The organism is Deltaproteobacteria bacterium, from assembly GCA_013151915.1.
Classification (GTDB): domain Bacteria; phylum BMS3Abin14; class BMS3Abin14; order BMS3Abin14; family BMS3Abin14; genus BMS3ABIN14.
The window spans coordinates 1-22,342 of record JAADHJ010000017.1 but is presented as its reverse complement, the minus strand read 5'-3'; the positions used below and the strand labels follow the sequence as shown (position 1 = coordinate 22,342).

Below are 22,342 nucleotides of genomic sequence, written 5' to 3'. Positions count from 1 at the left end.
GTTATCGGGGGAAAGGTCTCACTTTCCCGGCTCCGGATCAGGCGCCCGGAACCAGAAGCCTGATATTTCCCGACCGGTTCCAGCTGCGCCCCAGCGTCCATGAACCGAGCCCCCGGTTTCTCACCGTAAGTTCATCCGCCAGTGGGTGGAGGGAATACCCCGCTCGTTCCCAGGCCTCGGTCACATCACGGGGGTGGCGGCAGGCTTCCGTCATAAGGGCGTAGACGGATGCGCCCGATGCCCGGCAGGCCCCGAACATGGGGACCAGTTCCTCCCTCGGCAGGTAGTCCAGTACGTTGCTCAGGCAAATGAAATCATGACACCGCCCGGATTCGGACAGGTAAGTCCTGATGTCCTGCTGGACGTCGACCATCGACCCGGCAATTCTCCTGGCCTCCTGAAGGGCCTCCGCCTGGAAGAAAAAATCGATCCGGAACAGCTTTTCAAGGGCGGTGAAGACCTGGTTCCGGCTGTAAAACCGGCCCCGGTACTTCCGGTAATGCTCCTTCAACACGGGATAGACATCCCTGGAAAACCAGTTCCTCAATTGTTCCGGCGTGTCACTGTCGACAAGAGCCTTCAGAAAGCGCCGGAAAAATTTCACCTGGAAGGAGGATATGTCCACGTATACGGGTCTCACGCCCTCCGGGAGGGACCTGGCCGCTTCCACCGGCAGGAACCCGGACCCTCCGACAAAGACCGGGCGCAGCGGGGGATCGTCGAGTGCGGCTATCGCCTCGCGAACCATCCGGGCGTCCTCATTGGGCAGGAAAAACCTGCTTGACACGCCCCACGAGGGTCGGGCGCACTCCCTCACCTGAACCCCAGGAACGGTTTCGCAGACCAGTCCCACAGAACCTCTTGCCGGCCGCCGGCCGACAGGATCAGCTGCGATCCCGACAAGAAGGTCCCGATCTGCAGGACCTGAAGAGACCTGGCCCCGAACAGGTCCACGACATCGTTCCACTGCTTATCACCCACCGCGAGGATAAAGCCGTAGGAAAAATACGCCAACAGCCACCGCCCGGGATGAACCCCTTCCGGGATCGTGATACGCTCCAGTTCCACGCGGGCGCCCACGCGGGATGCTTCCAGGAGCATCAGAGCCGTACCCGCTATCCCACACATGCTTACGTCTCTCCCGGCCCTGACCAGGCCCGATTCCGCGGCCATGGGAAGGAGTTCCAGGTCAGCGACATGCTCCGCACCTGTCCTTCCCGGAAGCGAGTTCCAGAATCCCAGGTCCTCAAGCCACTCACCATCCGAGTTGTAGACCAGAGCCATGCGATCGCCCGGCCGTGCATCGAAGCTGGTTATGAGCCTGGCGGCCTTTCCAAGGATGGCAAGAGATACTGAAGGAGGGCCTTCGGCGACGGTGGTGTGACCTCCTACCACCGGAACCTGCAGCCGCATTGAAAAATCGGCAACCCCCCTGAATATTTCAGCGGATGTCCCGGTGTCTTCGGCGAGAATGACATCGACGATGGCCACTGGTCGGCCGCCCATGGAGTAGATGTCGTTGACGTTGGCCAGGACTGCGCTCCTGCCGGCCAGGAACGGGTCGCGGCGAACCAGGGACGGGGTGATCGCCTCCGCGGCCAGGAGAAGAAAACCGTCGCCGTCGGGTATCGCGGCTGCGTCGTCACCGTTGACGAAGCCCATCGCCGCAGCCCTGAACCCGGCGCCGCCCAGAGTGGGGGCAATGATCCGTTTCTGTTGGAACTGAGGCGAACGCCGGATATGATCTGCAAGTTCAGACAGGTCGGTCGGTTTCATCACCACCGCTCCAGGACCGCGGCCAGGCCGGTGGTCATCCCTGCGATCGTGTCCACTCCGCTCGAGTGACCGAAATCCAGGAGCCGGCGCGTAGAATCCACCAGGGCATCTGAATCACCGAGGTGGAAGTGTTCGAGCCATTCCGACACCGCGTCCGACACCAGGCCCCTGGCGGCCGAAGCTATATTCTGGGCCGAAAAAGCGGACGTGCGGCCACGTGCCCGTGAAGCCAGGGATTCGAGCTGTCGGTTTTCCGGACCGGGTCCGCCGCTGGTGCGGTGGAAACGCAGCGCGGCCACCAGCCCCGCCAGGAAATCATCCCCTGAAGGCGTCAACCCCTCTCCAACTCCCGCCAGATCCACCCCGGCTTCGACCATCGCTTCCCAATCGCCCTCCCGGATGGCAACGGTGAGCCGTTGGATCACGGGCAGAACCGCCTGAGTCATCATACCGTGATGAAGACTCGCGATGACGAAGGAATGAAAACCGTCCCTGAACGAGGCGGTGGCGACCGTGTAGCGAACCGCCTGCAGGGCCTGCTGCATCTCCTCCAGACCGGCCATGGCGCCGACCTTCACCCTGGATCGGAAGACATCCATCTGCCCGAGTTCCAGGCGGCGGCATCCCGGTATGATGACTGCATCTTCCTCGACCTTGAACTCCTGTCCCCTCCGAAGACCTCGGGGGAACTCGGGGCACCGAATGGTGTACGGATGGCCCGGGAGGTCAAGGTTCCCGAGGGTGAGGATGACTCCATCCAGTTCAAGGTGAGCTGATCTTTCAAAAACCGCCGTTACCCGTCCTGTGGCACATGACCGCATCAACTCGACGGCGGCGCAGCCGATGGACCCAGACTCCATTTCAGCCCTCGACCGACTGGAGAAGGAGCTCCTCCACCCCGATCAGCTTGATACTCAAACCAAGCTTTTCGATGGACTGCGAGAAGCTCGCCTGGCAGAAAGGGCACATGGTGACGAGCAGTTCAGCCCCCGTGTGGACCGCATCGAGGACTCTCTTGTCTGAGACCTCCTCAGCCATCATAGGGTAGTGCCCCTTGAACCCGCCGCCCGCTCCACAGCATCTGGCGTTGTCGCGGGAATATTCCATCTCCACCAGCGTTAATCCGGGTATGGCCGACAGGATCTCCCTGGGTTCGTCGAAAATCCTCTGGGATCGGCCAAGATGGCAAGGATCGTGGTAGGTTGCTTTCTTCCCGATCCTGCGCACAGGTTTGATCCTGCCGTCACGCAGCAGTTCGACGTAGAGCTCGGAGAAGTGCCTGACCTCGACGGCCCACTCCTTCCCCAGCTTCCCGGCCCACACCGGGTAGTCCGATTTCATAGTCTTGGAGCAGCCGGCGCAGGGTGTGACGATCGTCTTCACACCCAGATCGTTGAACAGGTCGATGTTGCTTCCGATGAGCCGGGCGGCCGACTCGAGCTGACCCGTACGGATCATGGGACTCGAACAGCACACCTCCTTACCTCCCGCATAATAGTACGGGATGTCCATCCGCTGGAGGATGGAGACTCCAGTCTGGAGCATGGCAGTCATCCGGTACGAACCGGTGCACCCGCCGAACACCAACAATTCAGCCCCTTCAGTGGGCCTGTGGTGGGGAAGCATCCAGCGGCTCCTCTCCTCTGCAGGTTCACCGTAGGGGTTGTTGTGCTCGTCAACCGCCTCCCCCATTTTCCTGTGCATCGGCATGGGTCCGATACCACGCCTGACCGTTTCGGCCCGCAGCTCCTCCCAGAGATGGACCAGCGGGATCTCAGTCTGGCAGACCTCCACACACCTCTCGCAGGTCGTGCACTGGTATAGGCGGTCCACCCATTGGGGCGTAAGCTTTTCCTTCCCCCTCATTACCTGTTTGATGTAGTGCACCTTCGCCCGCGGCGAGAACGCCTCGAACCCCCCTCCAAAGGGGTGAGTCGTGCACACCGGCTTGCAGAATCCGCACCGGGCGCAAGTATCAACGGAAAAGGACAGATCACCCTGATTGTCCACTTTGCTCCATGAGTCCATTCTGCCTTTTCCCATTTTTCTAGCTCCCCACTCTCTTTACGAAAGGCCGCCTGGAAACGAGGAGCCTCGATATGGGCGACGCTATCCAGGACGACAGGTAAAGGAGAGAACTGACATCCATGAACGGCAGAAACTTCACCTTCGGCGGGACGATCTTGCCGGGGTTGAGCAGCCCTTTCGGGTCAACGATCTTCTTCTTTTTCATAAAGGCGGCATACCTGCTCTTACCGAGAACCCGGCGTGACCGGGATGCGAACCACAGGCCTGCATTATAGAGGGTCCCGCCGTGTCGCTCGGCGATGCTGATGGGCCTTAACGCCTTGGCCATGCGGAACGGGTAGAAGAAACTTCCGGCATCGTCCAGGATGTACACAAGGATGGCCAACTGCCCGTTCTGGACAACGAAAGCCTCCATGCCCAGGAGATCCCTGGACAGGTCGGCCTCGATCTCACCCCAGGCCTCGCGGAATTTGTCCAACGGAAGGTAGAACTCCCCCACCAGGATGGAGGGGCCCAGTTTCTTGATACGCATGGGATAAAAACGGTCCTCCCAGGCATGAGTCGCGGTTTCGTGATCGAGGAGCAGGCTATCGAAACGGCCGGCGATCTCTTCCAGTGTTTTTTTGTCCGCGGCCCTCTCGGGAATGGCCATGACGACCAGAAACGAATTCTCTGGAATCGATTCATCGCCGCCGAGTTCTTTTTTCATCCTGATGTACCCTGGAGAGTGAAAGGAGATGGAGTAGGGCTCCATCTCGTCACAGAGGGTCTTTGAGAACCGATGACAGGCGCCGGCGTCAGGAAAGGCAACAGCGAAGGGGACAAGCTTCTCTGCCTCCCGGCACCGGAGACGGAGCCTCGTGATCACTCCAAGGGTGCCGCACGCCTGGTAGTGCAGGTCCAGGTCCTGTCCAGTGCAGGTCATGACCTCCCCGTCGAGTCCCATCACGTCGATCTCCGTCACCACGTCTCTCATGTTTCCGTACAGCAGGCTCCCGAGCCCCGCCCCGCCCATGGCGAACCATCCTCCGACGGTGGATGAGGGCGCGCTGGTAGGGACGATGCGGTTGTCCAGATCGACACCCTTCAGTTCGCGGGACAGTTCGTTCCATACGATCCCGGGTTCCACGTCCACCGTCATGTTCTCCCTGTCCACACCGAGGACGCCGTTCATCTCGGTCAGGTCCAGGACAATCCCTCCTCCGGTTGGAATGGCGCCCCCGTAACCGGAGCTGGCCTGCCCTCTGGGGGTTACAGGAACCCCGAATTCAGCCCCGGTCAACAACACTTGCCTCACATCCTCGACGGACCGGGCAACGACTACAGCTTCGGGACGGTTGTTGATAAGAGACATCACAAGGGCGGGCATCTCGCCGAGATCGTGATCGTAAGTGGCCAGAACCTCTGGATCAAAGGAAACCCTCTCCGCAAGGCCGCCATTGAGTCTTTCGCAGGTCCTCCTGTTCATCACCCCTCCTTACACAGCCGCTTGAACATCGCTGTCCCTTCCGGCAGGGGCGGCGCTTTCCGGACTCATGATAACGAAATGATAGCAGCCATAGCGGCACGAGCCGCCTCGGCGTTGGTGGAAAAGAGGAAAACACCGGCCTCCCTCAATTTGCTTTCCTGATCTTTCATGGACTGCGGGTCCTCGTCGGTACCACAGACGTGCGCCATGACGACCGGCCCTTCGCCGAAGGCGTGAGCCCGAGCTTTTCCCAGGGCGGCCACCATGTCCCCGGCAGGGTCCGCGCTCGCCCCGTACCCCAGCACCACGTCCAGAAGGACGACCCTGGTCTTCGGATCCGAGTATGCCTGGATGAAAAATTCCCGGCGCAGCGTCGAGTCGATCATGGGATGAGGGCGGCTCCGGGTAAACTCATCATCACCCAGATCGAGGCAGTAATGGAAGTTGCGCGGACCGTTCGCGGTATACTTCCTGCCGGTCCCGATATTGGAATGGACCTTCATCGCCTCCTTGAAGATGAGGAGGGCTTCGTAGCAAAGGGTGCCTCCTGAGTAGAGCCCCCGCAGGTATTTCCTCTCTTCGGACAGCCGGCCGATCTCTCCGGTCAGGTCCTCGTCGGCGCCATATTCGGGCTTATCCTTGCCGGCGGTCCTGTAAGCCGCGTCCTCCAGGGTGTTGACGAAGGTCAACCCTCCACCGTCCCCGGGCAGATTTCCTTTCCCGAGGAGGCAGATTACTGTGGGCAACCCGCTCTTTTTCGCCTCTGTGAGCACACGTCTGGTCGAATCCGGCGCGCCGGATTTGGAGATCAGGACCAAGGATTTGGTAGAGGGGTCACCGGCAAGCTTCCTGATGGCCGTCACCATCATCCGCCCGCCCACCTCCAGACTCAGGTCTCGCCCTCCCACCCCGATGGCATGAGAGATGCCTCCTCCCAGTCTGTGGATGAGACAGGAGACCTCCTGTATTCCGGTTCCCGAGGCGCCGACGATACCCACATCCCCCCGCCTAACCATGTTGGCGAAGGCGAAAGGGATGCCGTTGATCACGGCCGTTCCACAGTCGGGCCCCATCATCAGCAGCCCCTTCCTCATGGCCAGGTCCTTCAGAAAAACCTCGTCCTCGATGGAGACGTTGTCGGAAAAAAGCATGACGTTAATGTCCTTCTCCAGTGCTCCCATCACTTCGAGGGCGGCGAATTCACCCGGGACCGAGATGAGGGCGAAGTTGGCGTCCGGCATCTGTTCCACAGCCTCTTCCAGGGACCGGGCGGCTCTGTCCTCGGACGGACCACCGTGCGTGCGCGATTTCAGAAGATCGTCCACCTTTTTCAGGGCGCTGTTGAAACCATCCCCGGTATCCGCGTCAACGCAGACGACAAGATCGTTGGGGGTGGCGGAATCCACCATCTCGTTGTATAGCCCAAGGTCCTTCAGGACCTTCTTGTTCCCCTCCGTACCCATCAGCGCCAGAATCTTGTTAACCCCTTCAAGGGAACCGGCCTGCCTGGAAATGGTCATAAGCCGAACGGAGTCGTGGTACTGATTTTTCCTTACAATCGCCTGCATCGTCATGGTCAGGTCCTGATAATCCGGTTACGGGTATTCGCCGATGATCCGGGTGCAAACCCCGTGGTTTAAGGCTGCCAGGAGGTTTTTCTCTCCCGTGATGATGGCTTCCTTTCCGCCCCTTTCGACGAACTCAATGGCAGCTTCGATCTTCGGGCCCATGCTGCCCGGTGGAAAATGGCCTTCCTTCAACCACGCTTTTGCCTCGGCAACGCTCATGACGTCCACTTCGTATTGGTCCGGCTTGCCGTAATTCACGCAGACCTTGTTGACTGCCGTCAGGATCAGGAAAAGTTCCGCGTTGAGGTTGTAGGCGAGAAGTGCGGCTGTAAAATCCTTGTCGATGACGCCCTCCGTCCCGATAACCTTGTCCGTCTTGTGATTGACCGGGATCCCTCCTCCACCGCAGGCAATGACCACGGTCCCGCTCTCGATCAGCCGCCTGATCACGTTCAGGGCCATGATCTTCCGGGGACGGGGTGAGAAGACCACACGGCGGTATCCGCGGTTGCTGTCCTCCACCATGTGCCACCCCTTCTCCTTCTTGAGTACCTCGGCCCGTTCCCTGCTGTAAAAGGGTCCTATCGGCTTGGTGGGCTCCAGGTAAGCCGGATCCTCCTCGTCCACCACAACCTGGGTCAGGATCGCTGTCACCTCTTTCTGGAGGCATTCTTCCTCGAGCATCGTACGCATGCTTATAAGCAGCATGTGTCCCAGGAGTCCCTGGGAAGAGGCCACTGCCGCGTCGAGGGGGGGGATGGGAATAATGTCACGCGCGCTCTCGAACTGTATGAGGAGGTTTCCCACCTGCGGCCCATTGCCGTGTACGATGACCATCTCATAGCGTTTCCGCAAAATGCCCAGCATCTGCCTGCACGTTTCCTTGGCATTGTTCAGCTGAGTTTCAAAGGACATGTCCTCGTTGGAACTGAGGATCGCGTTGCCACCGAAAGCCACAACCGCTACTGGCTTAGTCATCGTTTTCCTCCATATACTTCAGGGCCTGAACGAAAGGTTCCATGGGAGCCCGGGCGATCCCTGCTCCAATCTGCCCCACATCCAAGGATCTGTGGATTACACCCGTGTTGATGATTGGTGTGACACCGGTTTTCACCACCTTCCGGATGTCGATGCCGAGGGGAGCGGGTATGAAATCCACTGCAGCAAGAGCGAATTTGGGGTTGGTGCCCGCACAGATGCTTTTCATGGTCTTCATGGCCTGGACGGAATCGGCCATGGATCCCCCCACGAAGGAGCTTATGGTTGGGGCGGCCCCGATAACCATGCCACCGAGCCCCACGGTTTCGACGATGGCGCTGTCCCCGATATCCCCCGCGGCGTCCTCCGGGGAATACCCCGTGTAGTAGATCGCCTCGTCCATGGGGGCGGTATCGGAAATGAACCACCTGTCACCGGCCCCACCCACCCTGAGGGCGAATTCGACCCCGTTCCTGCTCATGCCGGTGACGACGGTGGAGTTTTTCACACCGTGGGCCGCGTCGGCGGTGACTTTGCATGCGGTCAGGGTGAGGTTCAGGAAAAAGTGGTTGTTGCCGCCGATGAACGCGACAATCTCCTGGATCTCTTTCCTGTTCAGGTCGGTCTGAAGAAGAAGCGGGAAAAGATGCCGGAGCAGCAGCAATGTGGCAGCAGCGCTTCTGGCATGTGCCTCATCTCCCATTTGGATGGCTTCCGAGAGGATCCCGAACAGGTCTATACCGCCTTCGGACCTCTTCAGGGCCTGTTTCAACCCGGGCCCCATGACTTCCTTTATCCACTTGAGCCGCCGTATGGTCCCCTCATCGTAGGTGCCCATCCACAAGACGTTCCCCTTCCCCTCGTTGAAGGTGGACCAGGACCTGTTCCGATAGGTCGTGTTTCTGGTGACTATGACGCTCATCGAGGGGGTGATGACGCCGCACATGGGACCGATGCTTCCGGTTGAATAGTTCGGCGCAAGGATGATCTCGGAGTTTCGAAGCTTCCTTCTGAGTTCCGACCTGTTTTTCACCCACTCCTCGAATACCGCGGCCCCTTCCACTGCCCGCTGCTGCGGATCGCACATATCCTCGAAATCGATGGGGGGGCCGGAATGAAGTATGTGGTTAGGCTTCATACCCGGGATCACGTTCAGTGCGGTATCAACGTCGATCCAACGGGGACTGCTCTTGACCATCCTCGCCACAGTGTTGGCGTTGGCCCTGTCGTATTTTGCCCCCCTCAGAGCGGCCAGTGCCTTGCCGAGACGCTTGTCCCCTCCAGCAGGGGGCCGCCAGTCCACATGCACGACAGGGACTCCCAGGGATCTGAGCTCTGTGTAAAACCCTTCCAGACCGATGTTCAGGACACTGATGTCACGGTCAAGGTCGATCATCTTGCTCCATCCACGGTTACCTCAAGCTCAATGTCATCAGCCAGGGAGTTCGATATGAAGCAACCCTTCCTGGCTATTCCTACGATCTCGGTGAGTCTGTCCTCGGGACAATCTGCCGCGACGTTGATAATTATCTTCTTGTACCTGAACTCGGTGGGGTGCTTTTCCCCCTCCACCGTCAGTATCAGATCGGCGATGCGCTCCCGGACCTTTCCCATGACGTGCGCAACGGACTGTCCCAGGCAGGAGGCGATGGACCACAGGAACAGCTCACTGGGCATCGGTCCGGCACCTTCGCCGCCGTACATGGGCACCTGATCCGAGGTGATGGAGAGCCGCTCTGAAACCATCTCGAACTTGTAGCCTTCCAGGAACCTCGCTTCGATCTTCACTGCGAACACCGATTCAGCGGTTTCTCCATCAACTGGTGCCGCCTGCCTTTCATCAGAAACGGCTGATCGATGCTGATCCACCCCAGTCTCTTGAAAAACCGGACGTTCTGTATCTGAACCGTGGCCAGAAAATGCTTGACGCCAGGATCGTTCATAACGGTTTCGACGGCCTTCCGAACGAGACGTACGCCGATATCGTACTTCCTGTAATCCGGGTGCACGGCAAGACGGCCCCCGTACCACACGCTCATGGTCACGGGATAGCATCTCACCGCCCCTACAACCCGGCCGCGGCGGCAGGCGATGAGGAGGATGCCGTTTTCGTCGTGCTCGTCCCGGTCCGTTTCCGGGAAGATCCCCTGCTCCTGGACGAACACCTGGTGCCGGAGCTCGAAGTGTGCCTCGACTTCATCGGGTTCGATTGCGATCCTTACCTCGATCTCCGGTGACAGGTCGTAAGGTACGGTGGTTTCCGAACTTCCCACGTTCCTGATCGTTGTTATTTCGGACATGAGACTACGCTCCTGGAGCCTTCAGGCATGCTTCCGGGTTTCCGTCAGTTGAAGCACCGAGCACGCTTTGCATTTAACGCAACCGGCGCTGCTGTTTTCGGCGCTCATCCCGTTTTCCCGGAGCATTGCTCCCACAGTCTTGTACATCCGAGAGAGATACTCACCATCGGGAGGCTCAGCCCTGACCAGGAAAGTGTTCAAAACCGGCCGTAACGGGACCAGATAGGGGTAGACCCCCATCCTGATGATCTCCCTGCATCGGGAGAGCGTCAGCCCTTCGTCCTCTCCCAGGCCGAGAATGACAAACGTGCTGACCTTGTTTTTCCCGAATACGATCACCGCTTTTTCAAAGGAATCAAAATAGGCGTCAATGCTGATGGACGCTTTCCCCGGCGTATACTTACGGCGCACCTCCGGATCAAAGCTCTCAATGTGTATGCCCAGGTCATCGACGCCCATATTTTTCATGTGGGAAAAGATGTTTGCATCATCGGGGGGTTCGCACTGGGCCTGGACCGGTAGACCCGCTTCGCGCTTGATGGAATAGGCGCACCGCGCCAGGTGCTCAGCCCCCTTGTTCATCAGGTCCGTTGTTCCTGTGGTCAACGTCACGTGAGTAACACCGTCGAGCTTCCTGGCCGCCAAGGCAACCTCCGCCAGCTGCTCCGGCCGTTTGGTGTGAATCGTTGCGCCCCGTTCAAGAGACACGCCGATGGCGCAGAAACGGCATCTCGTGGAGACATCATTGTATCGGATGCACTCCTGCACAACAGTGGATGCGAGACATTCGGACCCGTGGAGACGGGCTATCTTCTTGTAGGAGATCCCCTCGTCCGTCTTGTATCTGTAAAACTTCGGATTCCTGACCATCCGAACCTTGTCGACCACCTTGCCGTTTCTTTTAAGCACAGGGTGATCATCCACACCCTCCAGGACATACTCGGAGTTCCCGGCGCTCTCGCTTAAGGTGGGGACCATCAGGGTAACGCCGTTGGAAAAGACCAGGGCCCTATCGTCGGTCGGTCCGGCACCGCCCTGACGGGACATCCCGTCTTTACAGGTCCGAACGCCGCATCTTTGCAACTCCACAAGGTCCCTGAAATTATCCTGCATCACCCTGACGGTCTCCTGAATATGATTTTTGCTGTCAGTTAAAATCACTCTCAAGCGGTCTTCGAGAGAGCTACCCGCCGTACAGCCTCTCGGCGTTGTTCCAGAACACATTGTTCTTGAGCTCCTCGGACATCTCAAGCCCCTCGATCTTATAGTACTCGCTCCAGAAATCGCTCCAGGGCTCGTCAGAGCTGAAGAGAACGCGGTCGTGGCCGATGCCCTGCTTCTCGATCTCGTCGAACAGCCAGCGCGGACCGAACCCCACCGCCCACGAGGTGTCCGTGTAAACCTGATACCCCTCGCGGATGAGGTTGAAGAACTCCGGGATGAACTTGATATGGCCCGACACGCCACCACCGGCGTGGACCACGTGCACCTTCACTTCCTTGCCGTACTTCCTGACGAACTTGATGCAGTTACTTACATCGGAACCTCCGCCCGGGCTGGTGTGAAGGTGCAGAACGTAGTCGTGCTCCCTGGCCGTCGCCAGAACGGCGTCCCAACTCTCCTTCGTGTCGTCATCCCACTCTTCCGAATCCCAGGTGCCGCCCAGAAGACAGGTTGACTTGAGAACCTGTATACCCGGAGAACCGGCTCCTTTGAGGGCTTCGAGGGTCGCGACTTTCATCTTGCCCATGGGAGAGAACCAGATCCCTCCCACGATCCTCTTGTCATCATGGCTGCTGGCTTCCAGAACCACATGGTTCAACCCGAAGGGCTGGTTCGGGTCCGGGATCCCGTAATTGGACATGACGACGGCCCTGTCCACTCCGAGCTCATCCATAAGCTTTATTTTGGAGGCCCGGTCAGGATCCTCGAACACGGTAGGACTTACCGGTTCCGGAAGACCGTAATAGGGGAACTTGTCCATCCCCCCTATGTGGCAATGGGCGTCGAAAACCTTGCGCCCGACCTTCATTCCCTTCTTGAAACGTCCCATGGTCACCCCTCCTTCTTTTGTTCGGACAATATAGGATCGTAAAAAGTCCATTCATGGCTTTTTATAAAGTCACCAATATTGACCGACGTTCACGGGTTCACAATGCTGCGGCAGGGGTTACACCGTCCAGGTAGCCAGCATCAGGGCCCCGGCCCTTTGATGCTCGATGGTGCAATCCAGAACGTCCAGAGGATCGATCAAGGTCACGCCGTCCATCACATCCTCTTCCCGATGGCCGTAAAGGGCCGCCAGTGCGAAGCGGCAGGCCAGGACCTTTCCGCCCTCGTCCATGATCACCTGGATCTGCTTATTGAAGGCAAGGTGCCCAGGGAAAGCCTCATCGCCCACGTTGGGATAGCCGCGTGAGGAAGCAGCCATCAGGACGCCGGGGCCGTAGAGCATCAAGGTCGTATCAAACCCCTTGCGCACGAGCCTGGTGCAGGTAAGCATGTTTATCAGCCCCACCGAACCCTCATAAGGCACGGTGTGCATGGCGATCAACGCCTTGTCGCCCGGCCTGGCCTGGTAATCCTCGAACAGTTTTTGGTTCATGCTGACAATGGAATCTCCTGCCTTCGGTTTCTGAATATTAACCTTTGCCATGTTCTTTCCCCTTTTGGTCTGCGTCCCACCGGATCCTTCGCCAGGTGAAACTCGGTTAGTATGCAATAAAACAATTTGCAAGGGATATGCCACCTTTATTGCAAGCTCTAACCTATTGTTAATTAAGACATATTCATTTCACAAGCGCTACACTTGGTAACGATTTTTCGTGTAAAACGTAATATCGTTTGACAAACAGCAATATTTCGCTCTAACCTTTGACCATGCCGAACGTTACTGACGAGAACCACGTCGCCATACAGAAGCTTCTGCTGGAAATGGCCCAGCAGCTGTCCCTTGACGACCTCCTGAGCCTCATCGTCCAGCGGCTCGCCGACTTCGAGAAGGTCGCTCTGGCCCGTCTCTGGCTTGCACGGCCGGGAGACATCTGCTCTACCTGCGTCATGGTCGACGAGTGCAGCGACAGGTCCAGATGCCTTCACCTCATGGCCAGTGCGGGACATTCGATAAACTCGGAGGAGGATTGGGCACGCACCGACGGGAAGTTCCGACGTTTCCCCATAGGCGGCCGCAAGGTCGGTCGCATCGCCAGCTCCGGCAAACCCCTGGAGATAATGAACACACTGGAGCAAAAAAACTCCTTCGTTGAACCTGACTGGGTTCAACGGGAGCGGATCAAAAGCTTCGCCGGGCAACCCCTCATATACCGGGGAAAAACCCTCGGGGTCCTGGCCATTTTCTCCCGCAAGAATATCAGAGAGGGGACTCTGCCGATGATTCGGATGCTGGCCGATCACGCCGCAATCGCCATATGCAACGCGCGCGCCTTTCAGAAGATAAACCAGCTCAAAAGCCAGCTGGAGGTCGAGAATATCTACCTGAAGGAAGAGTTCTATACCGCCCAGTCCTACGGCGAGCTCATCGGTCAGAGTCCCGCCCACCAGAAGGTCCTCCAGCAGATCGAACTCGTGGCTCCGACCAACGCCAGCGTTCTCGTCCTGGGAGAGACCGGGACAGGCAAAGAGTTGATCGCAAGGGAACTTCAACGGAAGAGCAATCGACGGGACAAACCCCTGATCAAGGTAAACTGCGCTGCGGTTCCCAAAGAGCTGTGGAACAGCGAGTTCCTGGGCCACGTTAAAGGCGCCTTCACGGGAGCTGTGAGGAACCGCTTGGGACGTCTCAAGGCCGCCGACGGCGGCACCATGTTCCTGGACGAGGTCGGCGAAACGCCCATGGAACATCAGAGCAAGCTCCTCCGGATCCTTCAGGAAGGGGAGTTCGAAAGGGTCGGTGAGGAGAAGACCCAGAAGGTGGACATTCGGTTCATCTCCGCGACCAACAGGTCCCTGGAAAAAGGGGTCGAAAGCGGCCAGTTCCGAAAGGACCTTTATTACCGTCTGAACGTTTTTCCCCTGGAGGTGGCCCCGCTGAGAGAGCGGAAGGAAGACATCCCCCTTCTCACCGATTATTTCCTTCGACTGATCTCCAGGAAGATGAACACCCCAATTCCGACCCTGACCCAGAAACATCTCAAGCAGCTCCTCGATTACCACTGGCCCGGCAACATCAGGGAGCTCCAAAACATCCTGGAAAGGGCGATGATCCAGGCACGATCCGGGGTGAACGGTTTCGAACTCTGGGGCTTGCCCGGGCACTCGTCACCTCCCACTTACACAGCCAATACGTCTGACAAAAGACAGATCGAGGTCGTACCCGAAGAGGAGATTGTGAGGAGGCAGAGGGAAAACACCATCGCGGCGCTGGTCCGGACAAGCTGGAAAGTGTACGGAGAGGACGGAGCCGCGAAACTCCTGGGGATAAAACCGACTACACTGATCAGCCGCATCAAGAAAATGGGGCTGGAAAAACCCACCTGATCCCTTTTACCGGCACAGGATGAACAAGGCCCTTCGAAACCTCTGATAGCTGGAAAGTTTATCATCAGTTAAGGAGTAATTTTGATAACATTCAAAGAAAACCGAGGCATAAACAAAATAAGATGAAATCAATAGAGGAATTAACTCGAAGAGTGCAAAAAACAGAGCACGGATTTAAAGACATACAAAAAGAGGCCGAAAAAATTGCAGCAAATAATCCCATTAAGAACTGTATAGACCTTTCAAATAAACTATTTTCTTCCAGTGCTTATCAAGCGAGAATGCTGGCGACCTTTATTTTCGGGTTAATTGCATCAAGATCAAAAGAGTCTTTAAGTTTTTTAAAGAAAAATGTGAGCAGAGATAAGAATTGGCGGGTGCAGGAAATTCTGGCAAAATCATTTGATAAGTACTGCTCAGATATTGGCTATAAAAATGCTTTGCCCATAATAGAAGAATGGTTAAAAGATAGAAATCCCAACGTTAGAAGAGCCGTAACCGAAGGATTAAGGATATGGACAGGTAGAGAGTATTTTAAGGATAATCCTGAGATTGCTGTAAGACTATTAAGCCGGTTAAAGGATGATGAAAGTGAGTACGTTAGGAAATCCGTTGGGAATGCTCTACGAGATATCAGCAAAAAACACAAGGATTTGATTAGAGCCGAGCTTGAGTCTTGGAATATTTCCAATAAAGGAATTGAACAGACTTATAAACTTGCAGGTAAATTTTTAAATTCAGGTTTATCCGGCTAATGGGTACCTTTATTATTTTGCTGTCATTGCAAACCGACCACTGAGTGAAGCAATCCCGAAGGTCAAAAGCTAATTTACCACAGTACAGCCCCTCGCAGGCTGCTCCACAGGGTTTTAAAAGAGGGTTTGCAGAGGAGACCTAAAAACCAAAAGATCCTGATTTTAAACTTCGCGATTTTCGCACGGCTGGCTTTGTCGCAAACACATAAGCCCTTCGGCTTTCGTACTCCACCCCGGGATATGGTTCTCTCTCGATTATCTCTATCTCTTCAAATCCACGGTCCTTTAGACAACTGAAAATGAAATCCGTAGTGAAGAACATGAAATCTATATCGACTTTCTTGCCGAGAAACTCGTCTAAGTGAATTGTCCCCTCACCAATGTGGTACGTGAAAAGGAACATTCCACCCGGCTGCAACACACGATATATTTCACGGAATGCTATCCCTACTTGTTCTTGTGTAAAGTGAACTATAGCGTAGAAAGCTACAACACCGGCTATTGAGTCGTTTTCAAATTCGAGCCTAAGAATATTTCCCTTTCGGAAGTGTATCTCCGGGTGAATTATTCTTGCCTCTTCCAGTATTTTTCCCGACAGATCCAGCCCTGAGATTTCGATACCAAGGTTTTTCAGGTATTTTGTGGTATTACCAGGACCACAGCCGAAATCCCAGACCGGCCTTTTGTCCCCGATCTCTTGCGAGAATCTGTGGAGTATTTCTTGGTCTTTCGGTTTCTTTTCGTGTTCACCAGAGAATGCTTTCGCCCATTCTTTTGCTATCGAATCGTATTGGTTTTCTACTTTATTTAGATCCTGTCTCATAATCATAGCCCTAACAAGTTATTCTACAGTTTTTAAATTATCTCGTTTTTCTCGAGTGTTTTTCAAAAAGAATTGTCTTTATAATACTATATCGACTACCTTAAACCCAGTGAAACCGGGCATGTGGGCAATGACCCGGTGGATTGTGATATAATTAAAAAATATACAATTTACGTCCTGACCTCCTTAGCTCACTAGTACACACAAGAAGATCTTGAACGGATCGTTTCTCGATCAAGAGGGTATAGGCCTTGTTCACTTTGCAGGCCATTATTCCAGAGAGTAAGTAAGGCAGCAATGAGGTTATTGGGGGGAGGAGGAAAAAGATGAGTTACCATTTCAGAAATCTGGTCTTTGAAGGGGGCGGAGTCAAGGGGGTCGCGTATGTGGGAGCCCTGCAGGCTTTAGAAGAAAAAGGTGTCCTGAAAAACATCAGCAGAGTTGGTGGTACATCGGCTGGAGCCATAAATGCTGTTCTATTGGGGCTGAATTACACCCTTGATGAAGTTGAGCAAATCCTAAAGAGTCTCGATTTCAAGAAGTTCATGGATGACTCCTGGGGCGTATTGAGAGATATGGACCGTCTCATTAACAGGTTTGGCTGGTACAAGGGTGATTATTTTCGCAAGTGGATCGGTGATATCATTGAGGCGAAGGTTGGTAATTCTGAAGCTACTTTCAAGGATATTAATAAACAGAAAGAGGAAAAGGGCTTCCTGGACATGTTCTTTGTGGGGACCAATCTCTCCACACGTTTCGCGGAAGTTTTTTCTTTTAAACACACACCCCGTATGTGTGTGGCCGACGCGATACGCATCTCAATGTCTATCCCGCTCTTCTTCGCTGCGAAAAGAAGCCCTCGGGATGATGTTTACGTTGATGGCGGCTTGCTGGACAACTATCCTATAAAACTATTCGACAGGAAGAAGTATATAGACAAACACTCTTCCGAACCTCCCTACTATAAAGGCCACAACAAGAAACTGAAAAAGGCAGGTAAAGATATCAGTCAATACGTATTCAACCAGGAAACCCTGGGGTTTCGTCTGGATACAGCTAAGGAGATCGCCGTATTTCGTGATCAAGCCGAGCCACCTCACCACCAGGTAGATGACTTCTTCGATTACCTCTACGCCCTGATGGATACAGTGATGAACGCCCAGGATGGTCAACACATCCACAGCGATGACTGGCAGCGAACCATCTATATAGATACCCTTGGTGTACGTACAACTGATTTCGACCTGAGCAGCAAGAAAAAGAAAGACCTGGTGCAGTCAGGCCGAGATGGAACTGAAATCTATTTCAGCTGGTACGACAATCCGGAGAGTTCGCCGGCTAATCGGCCAGATGATACCTGAAATATACCAATGACCTTTCTCCCACGAAAGCTAGTTCAGGTTTTATGTGGGGATCAGGATTCGAAAAGAAGTCAGGAATGTAAGCAAAACATATTACTGTACCCACTAATAACCAATCAGCAGGTCGGCGGTTTTAATCCTCTTCTTGCTCCAATACGATCAAAGGGTTATATGCATTTAGTGTAGCCTTTTGCGCCTTCGCCCGCCCGTGCCGATCGATCCAGTATCCCCATGGAAGGAGTATCCAGAGCAAAAGACTGGTCAAAATCACAACCCGCTCACTGCCCTGTGGTGGGGGTGGACCGAAGACGTTTACGAAATAGGTCATAATGAGAAAAATGATTAATGCCCATAAGGCAAACTTCCCCGTCCGGTCCCGGGCCGATGTTGCCTTCATATAGATCACCACACCTGCAACGAACATCCCCCCCTCCAGGAGCAATGTGGCCATAAGGGAATTCCAGAGCCCGAAACCCAACAGTTTTTCTCCGCCGGGATAGAGCGGAAGATCGGGCCGGTGAGATATCACGTCCAGGACCCAGTGGCTCATCACAACAACCCATACTATAACCGCACCCGGCCGGTAACGTGTAAAAATCCAGTAGGCCAAGGCAAACAGTGAAGCCCATCCGACCACCGCAACAAGGCTGTGGGAGTAAGGATATTTCTTGAAATAAAGGGGGGTTACAACTGTGTTTCCGGGGTCTATGACAACCACTTCAAGCCCGGTCAACACCAGAATCGGCCAGATGAGGTCTACCATCTGGGACGCGGCAATAAGCGTTCCCAAGGATGTTTTTGGGGCAACCCTTTTCGCCGCAAAAGCCACAGCTAAATGACCTATGTACACAGCACACCCCCTTCCCCCTCAAAACAATTCTAAAATCGTGTTATTGAATTGTAGTAGTTAAGACCCGATCTGACACCGGCGACCCTTCTGAGGAGTCGGTGTTTTACTTAAGCCACGGAGGCCACTTCCTCCCTGTTTATCATCTTCTCCTGAGCCATGGGAAGGTTCTCTTTGAACATCGCCATGGGTGTGCGTCCCTGACACCGTTTGCCCTGATGTGTCCGCCGGTTGTTGTAGCGATACATCCAGACATCCAGATCTTGCTGGAGTTCCTCGATAGTCCGGTAGATCTTCTTCCTGAAGGCAATTATGCATTTCGGACTTGAATCTGCGAGTTGGCAAAAAAGGGGAAATCTAAGTTGGCATTGACACCTGCCCTGAGCCTGTGGTTCGACCATGCTCACCACCCTGAGTTTGATCGAAGGGTCGAAGGGATGAAGCCTGTCCCCCGTAGCCCCGATAGATTCCATGGGCGCAGGGGGATCCCGAGCCTGCCGAGGGAAGCAAGCGGAACGTGTCGAGGGGCGGCACCAAAGATCAGTGCAGCGGTTCGAGATCCTGAAAAATCCGGGAAAACGCCACAGCGTGAACGTTTTCGCCCAGGGGAAAGCTTTTCTCCCCGGCGTGTATAAGATACAGCCGCGAAAGATTCAGATCATCAAATGCCGACCTCATGGAAGGGGTCATTCGGGGCGAAGATGTCCGCTTGATCTCGAAGCCCGATCGATCATTCCCCCTGACGACCAGGAGATCCAGCTCGGCGCCTGAATGGGTCGCCCAGAAAAATATTTCCTCGCGTTCGGCTCCCAGGCGTCGGGTGACCTCCTCCATGACAAAACCTTCCCAGGACGCGCCGACTTTGGGATGTCCTTCCAGATCCGCCTGGGTCCTCAGATTCAGGAGAGTGTGCAGCAAGCCGGAATCCGCAATAAAAACTTTCGGGGATTTCACCTGGCGCTTTGAAATATTGGCAAACCATGGTTTGAGCTGGCGCACGACCAGTGTGGAAGTCAATAGATCGAGATAGTTCATGACCGTTTTATCAGACACGCCGAATGACCTGGATAACTCGGAAGCGTTCCATGTTTGACCGTGATAATGGGCCAGCATATTCCAGAAACGCTGCATTGTCGTCGAGGCGATCGTAATGCCAAGTTGAGGAAGGTCCCTTTCGAGAAAAGTCCGGACGAATCCCCTCCTCCATTCAAAACTTTCTTCGTCGGAACTCGCCAGGAAAGAACGTGGGAAGCCGCCGCGGAGCCATAACCTGGACATCATCCCGCTTCCGACCTCTTCCGCTGAAAACCCGCCAAGATCGTGGTAATAGATGCGACCGGCCAGGGTTTCGGAACTCTGTCTGAGCAGCGACGGCGACGCGCTCCCGAGGACCAGGAATACCGCAGGGTATTCCGGACGATCCGAAAGCACCCTGAGGACCTGAAACAGCTCCGGCAGACGCTGGACCTCGTCGAGAACAACAAGTCCTTTGAGATCTTTCAGAGCCAACATGGGCTCCTGCAGACGAGCCAGATCTTCGGGATTCTCCAGGTCGAAATACTCGGATGGCCCCTTCCATTTCCTCGCAAGTTCATGCGCCAGGGTGGTTTTCCCAACCTGCCGGGCCCCGATGATCGCCACAACCGGATGGCGTGTCAGTAGGCTTTCGAGAGAATGTATTTCCTTTGTCCTCTTAACCATGAAGAAAATATACCTTGAAATTTCGTAGCTGACAATCGAATTTTCAGGTACCCATGCACTTGACAAGGGCGTGGCCGGAGCTAAATTTAAATTATAGGAAGGCATTGCGCCCACGGTTGTTGTCCCCTCACCCGGGTGGGGAAAGAATCCCGGTGAAGCAGGAAAGAGGGCAAATAAAATGGCAATTTCACCTTTCGCAAGAGAAGAGAATGTGCGCTGGGAACCAGGTTTCGGCGGGGGCGGCATTCAGAATGAGATGAACCGGCTCTGGGGGCCGGGTTTCGGCAGGGGCGGCATTCAGGATGAGATGATCCGGCTCTTGGCCGATTATTTTTGGGGGGGCACCGGAATCGGCGGCGGCTATCTAAGTCCCGCCGTGGACCTCGTGGATACGGCGGAAAACATTCAGGTCAAAGTCGACTTGCCCGGAATCGACAGGAAGAATTTGGAGGTAATACTGAAGGACGACGCCCTTACCATAAGGGGCGAAAGAAAGGAGGATGAAAAGGGAGAAAACAGGTACTTCATGGAGCGGAAATACGGTAAATTCTCCCGAACCCTGACCCTTCCTTCCAGGATAAAGGGCGATAAAGCAGCGGCGAAATTTGTTGATGGCGTCCTGTACATCACCCTTCCCAAGACCGATGAGGAAAAGGCCTGGGAGACCAAGCTCGAAATCACGTAAACGAATTGTTGCAATCTGAGCGCAAGCCGGAAAAGACCGCCAAAGGGGCGGCCTTTTCTTTTCCCCGAGATTGCTCTTTCCTCTTCAACGGGTAAATCTCCCCTAAAACAGCGGCACCTGAAAGTAGAGTTTTCCTTCGCTTCTCCCCATTTTTCCTTTGGACGATGTGCCTGGATCTTGCCGCAACATTCACTGCTCTGCAGGGTCCTTGGAGGACGTAGTGGAATCGTCAAGTTATCGTTGACCTCTCATTATCCCTGAGGATACCATCGAGATCGCCTGAACATGCAATTCCAAACAACTTAACAACTTAACTACGTCCCCTGGTACGGAAACATGCCATCACGATCCAAAAGTTCCATCCCACTCGGCGGGGCAGCACTGCTCATACTCGTATGCCTTGTCTGGGGCGGAAACATGGTCAGCATCAAGTTCAGCAACCAGGGTATTCCGCCCATGGTTGCCGCCACCATCCGATCCGCGGCGGCGGCTCTCTTACTGTGGGGACTCGTCGCGTCGAGGGGAAAGTCGGTTTGGTTAAAAGGTCCGGACTTTAAATACGGCGTTATTATCGGCATCCTGTTCGGTTTCGATTTTCTTTTTCTCTATTGGGGAACAGCGTTCACAATCGCTTCCAGGGCCATCATCTTCCTCTATACTCATTCCATCTGGGCGGCTCTGGGAGCCCATTTTTTCCTCGAGGGGGACCGCCTGACACCGGTTAAAATTTCGGGGCTGCTCACCGCCTTCGTCGGAGTGGTCCTGGTTTTCGGAGTTCGATCCGGGAACCTTCCCCCAAATTACTGGATCGGCGACCTGATGGAAGTAACGGCGGCCCTTTTCTGGGCGGCAACCACCCTTTATATCAAACGGGTAGCCGGGAGGCGTCCCATCAACCATTACCAGACCCTGTTCGCCCAGCTGTTCTTCTCAATACCGGTCCTGGTCTTGGGCTGGCTCATTCTTGACCTCGGCAAACCGGTGATCTTCACCGGCCCCGTTATTGGAGCATTGCTTTACCAGGTCATCATCGTCGCATTCTTCAGCTACCTGCTTTGGTTCTGGATGATTCACACCTATCCGGTGAGCCGTCTGGCCGCCTTTATATTTCTGGCGCCCCTGTTCGGCGTCCTGCTTGGAGGGATTCTGCAGGGGGATCCCCTGCCCCTGCAGCTATGGCTCGGACTGGGATGTGTTGCGGTGGGAATTTATCTGGTAAATCGACCACAGTTCGTTTGACACCAAACCCTGTCAAGACTTTATCTCCGTACAGCCCAATTCCTGCATTCCACCTGTCATAGCGGGAAAACAGAAGGAAAAACGATTCCCCTGTCATGTTGGTATTGTATGTGCGCATATCACACCCTTTGTACTTGACAAATTAAATTAAGATAGGTATTAAGAAGCACATCTTTTAAATGGGCAATCGTTAAGGCAGTTTCAAATTTTACACAGTAATGTTTGCGTGAATTCCGGAAGGGGGGTGATATCGTGGCAGGTTATCGCCAGTGCATGTGTACGGTGGGGAAAAAACGCGAAGTCCGAAAAGTTTTAA

At 55.0% G+C, this 22,342-nt stretch carries 21 protein-coding genes and 1 pseudogene; 5 read left to right on the top strand and 17 right to left on the bottom strand.

Going from position 1 to position 22,342, the window contains the following annotated elements:
• Nucleotides 1-37: 37 nt before the first annotated feature.
• The 13 genes from GXP52_04000 to GXP52_03940 form a co-directional block, all read right to left on the bottom strand.
• Nucleotides 38-748, bottom strand: coding sequence for a hypothetical protein (locus tag GXP52_04000; protein ID NOY86447.1), 711 nt, complete (start codon nt 746-748; stop codon nt 38-40).
• Nucleotides 749-813: 65 nt separating this feature from the next.
• Nucleotides 814-1,776 carry an AIR synthase gene (locus GXP52_03995; GenBank protein ID NOY86446.1) on the bottom strand — a complete coding sequence of 321 codons (963 nt, stop codon included), beginning with the start codon at nt 1,774-1,776 and terminating at the stop codon, nt 814-816.
• Nucleotides 1,776-2,636, bottom strand: coding sequence for a DUF2877 domain-containing protein (locus tag GXP52_03990; protein ID NOY86445.1), 861 nt, complete (start codon nt 2,634-2,636; stop codon nt 1,776-1,778). The genes GXP52_03995 and GXP52_03990 overlap by 1 nt, the downstream gene beginning before the upstream one ends.
• A gap of 1 nt (nt 2,637) precedes the next feature.
• Entirely contained in the window at nt 2,638-3,804 is a 1,167-nt protein-coding gene (locus tag GXP52_03985) for a (Fe-S)-binding protein (protein NOY86444.1), read from the bottom strand.
• Between the two features lie 19 nt (nt 3,805-3,823).
• Nucleotides 3,824-5,272, bottom strand: a complete 1,449-nt coding sequence (locus GXP52_03980) for an FAD-binding oxidoreductase (GenBank protein NOY86443.1) — start codon at nt 5,270-5,272, stop codon at nt 3,824-3,826.
• A 65-nt stretch (nt 5,273-5,337) separates the two neighbouring features.
• Nucleotides 5,338-6,846 (bottom strand): acyl-CoA synthetase FdrA, encoded by a 1,509-nt coding sequence (gene fdrA / locus GXP52_03975; protein ID NOY86442.1) that lies wholly within the window; start codon nt 6,844-6,846, stop codon nt 5,338-5,340.
• 21 nt (nt 6,847-6,867) lie between these two features.
• Nucleotides 6,868-7,818, bottom strand: a complete 951-nt coding sequence (gene arcC / locus GXP52_03970) for a carbamate kinase (protein ID NOY86441.1) — start codon at nt 7,816-7,818, stop codon at nt 6,868-6,870.
• Nucleotides 7,811-9,214: a DUF1116 domain-containing protein gene (locus tag GXP52_03965; protein NOY86440.1), complete on the bottom strand. Its 1,404-nt coding sequence runs from the start codon at nt 9,212-9,214 to the stop codon at nt 7,811-7,813. The genes arcC and GXP52_03965 overlap by 8 nt, the downstream gene beginning before the upstream one ends.
• Nucleotides 9,211-9,615, bottom strand: a complete 405-nt coding sequence (locus tag GXP52_03960) for an OsmC family peroxiredoxin (protein NOY86439.1) — start codon at nt 9,613-9,615, stop codon at nt 9,211-9,213. The genes GXP52_03965 and GXP52_03960 overlap by 4 nt, the downstream gene beginning before the upstream one ends.
• A complete protein-coding gene (locus tag GXP52_03955) occupies nt 9,603-10,034 on the bottom strand; it encodes a GNAT family N-acetyltransferase (GenBank protein ID NOY86438.1) in 432 nt (143 codons plus the stop codon). The genes GXP52_03960 and GXP52_03955 overlap by 13 nt, the downstream gene beginning before the upstream one ends.
• A 105-nt stretch (nt 10,035-10,139) precedes the next feature.
• Nucleotides 10,140-11,231 (bottom strand): MSMEG_0568 family radical SAM protein, encoded by a 1,092-nt coding sequence (locus GXP52_03950; GenBank protein ID NOY86437.1) that lies wholly within the window; start codon nt 11,229-11,231, stop codon nt 10,140-10,142.
• Nucleotides 11,232-11,301: 70 nt separating this feature from the next.
• On the bottom strand, nt 11,302-12,150 hold the full coding sequence (locus GXP52_03945; protein NOY86436.1) for an amidohydrolase: 849 nt from the start codon (nt 12,148-12,150) through the stop codon (nt 11,302-11,304).
• Nucleotides 12,151-12,288: 138 nt separating this feature from the next.
• A complete protein-coding gene (locus GXP52_03940) occupies nt 12,289-12,774 on the bottom strand; it encodes an MSMEG_0572 family nitrogen starvation response protein (GenBank protein NOY86435.1) in 486 nt (161 codons plus the stop codon).
• 224 nt (nt 12,775-12,998) lie between these two features.
• Between GXP52_03940 and GXP52_03935 the strand changes: the two genes are divergently transcribed.
• Complete coding sequence (locus GXP52_03935) at nt 12,999-14,615, top strand: GAF domain-containing protein (protein NOY86434.1); 1,617 nt, start codon at nt 12,999-13,001, stop codon at nt 14,613-14,615.
• Nucleotides 14,616-14,737: 122 nt separating this feature from the next.
• Nucleotides 14,738-15,370 carry a DNA alkylation repair protein gene (locus tag GXP52_03930; protein NOY86433.1) on the top strand — a complete coding sequence of 211 codons (633 nt, stop codon included), beginning with the start codon at nt 14,738-14,740 and terminating at the stop codon, nt 15,368-15,370.
• A gap of 139 nt (nt 15,371-15,509) precedes the next feature.
• Here GXP52_03930 and GXP52_03925 read toward each other — a convergent pair whose 3' ends face one another.
• Complete coding sequence (locus GXP52_03925) at nt 15,510-16,199, bottom strand: class I SAM-dependent methyltransferase (protein ID NOY86432.1); 690 nt, start codon at nt 16,197-16,199, stop codon at nt 15,510-15,512.
• 320 nt (nt 16,200-16,519) lie between these two features.
• Here GXP52_03925 and GXP52_03920 point away from each other — a divergent pair, with 320 nt between their 5' ends.
• The gene (locus GXP52_03920; GenBank protein NOY86431.1) at nt 16,520-17,554 is read left to right on the top strand and encodes a patatin-like phospholipase family protein; all 1,035 of its coding nucleotides are present in this window, start codon (nt 16,520-16,522) and stop codon (nt 17,552-17,554) included.
• 133 nt (nt 17,555-17,687) lie between these two features.
• Here GXP52_03920 and GXP52_03915 read toward each other — a convergent pair whose 3' ends face one another.
• From GXP52_03915 to GXP52_03905, 3 genes and pseudogenes are all read right to left on the bottom strand, one after another.
• Nucleotides 17,688-18,404, bottom strand: coding sequence for a hypothetical protein (locus GXP52_03915; GenBank protein NOY86430.1), 717 nt, complete (start codon nt 18,402-18,404; stop codon nt 17,688-17,690).
• 182 nt (nt 18,405-18,586) lie between these two features.
• Nucleotides 18,587-18,712: pseudogene (locus GXP52_03910) on the bottom strand (transposase).
• 229 nt (nt 18,713-18,941) lie between these two features.
• A complete protein-coding gene (locus tag GXP52_03905) occupies nt 18,942-20,102 on the bottom strand; it encodes an ATP-binding protein (protein ID NOY86429.1) in 1,161 nt (386 codons plus the stop codon).
• Between the two features lie 178 nt (nt 20,103-20,280).
• On the opposite strand from GXP52_03905, the gene GXP52_03900 reads away from it, so the two are divergent.
• On the top strand, nt 20,281-20,787 hold the full coding sequence (locus GXP52_03900) for an Hsp20/alpha crystallin family protein (protein NOY86428.1): 507 nt from the start codon (nt 20,281-20,283) through the stop codon (nt 20,785-20,787).
• 336 nt (nt 20,788-21,123) lie between these two features.
• Complete coding sequence (locus tag GXP52_03895; protein NOY86427.1) at nt 21,124-22,026, top strand: DMT family transporter; 903 nt, start codon at nt 21,124-21,126, stop codon at nt 22,024-22,026.
• Nucleotides 22,027-22,342 lie beyond the last annotated feature (316 nt).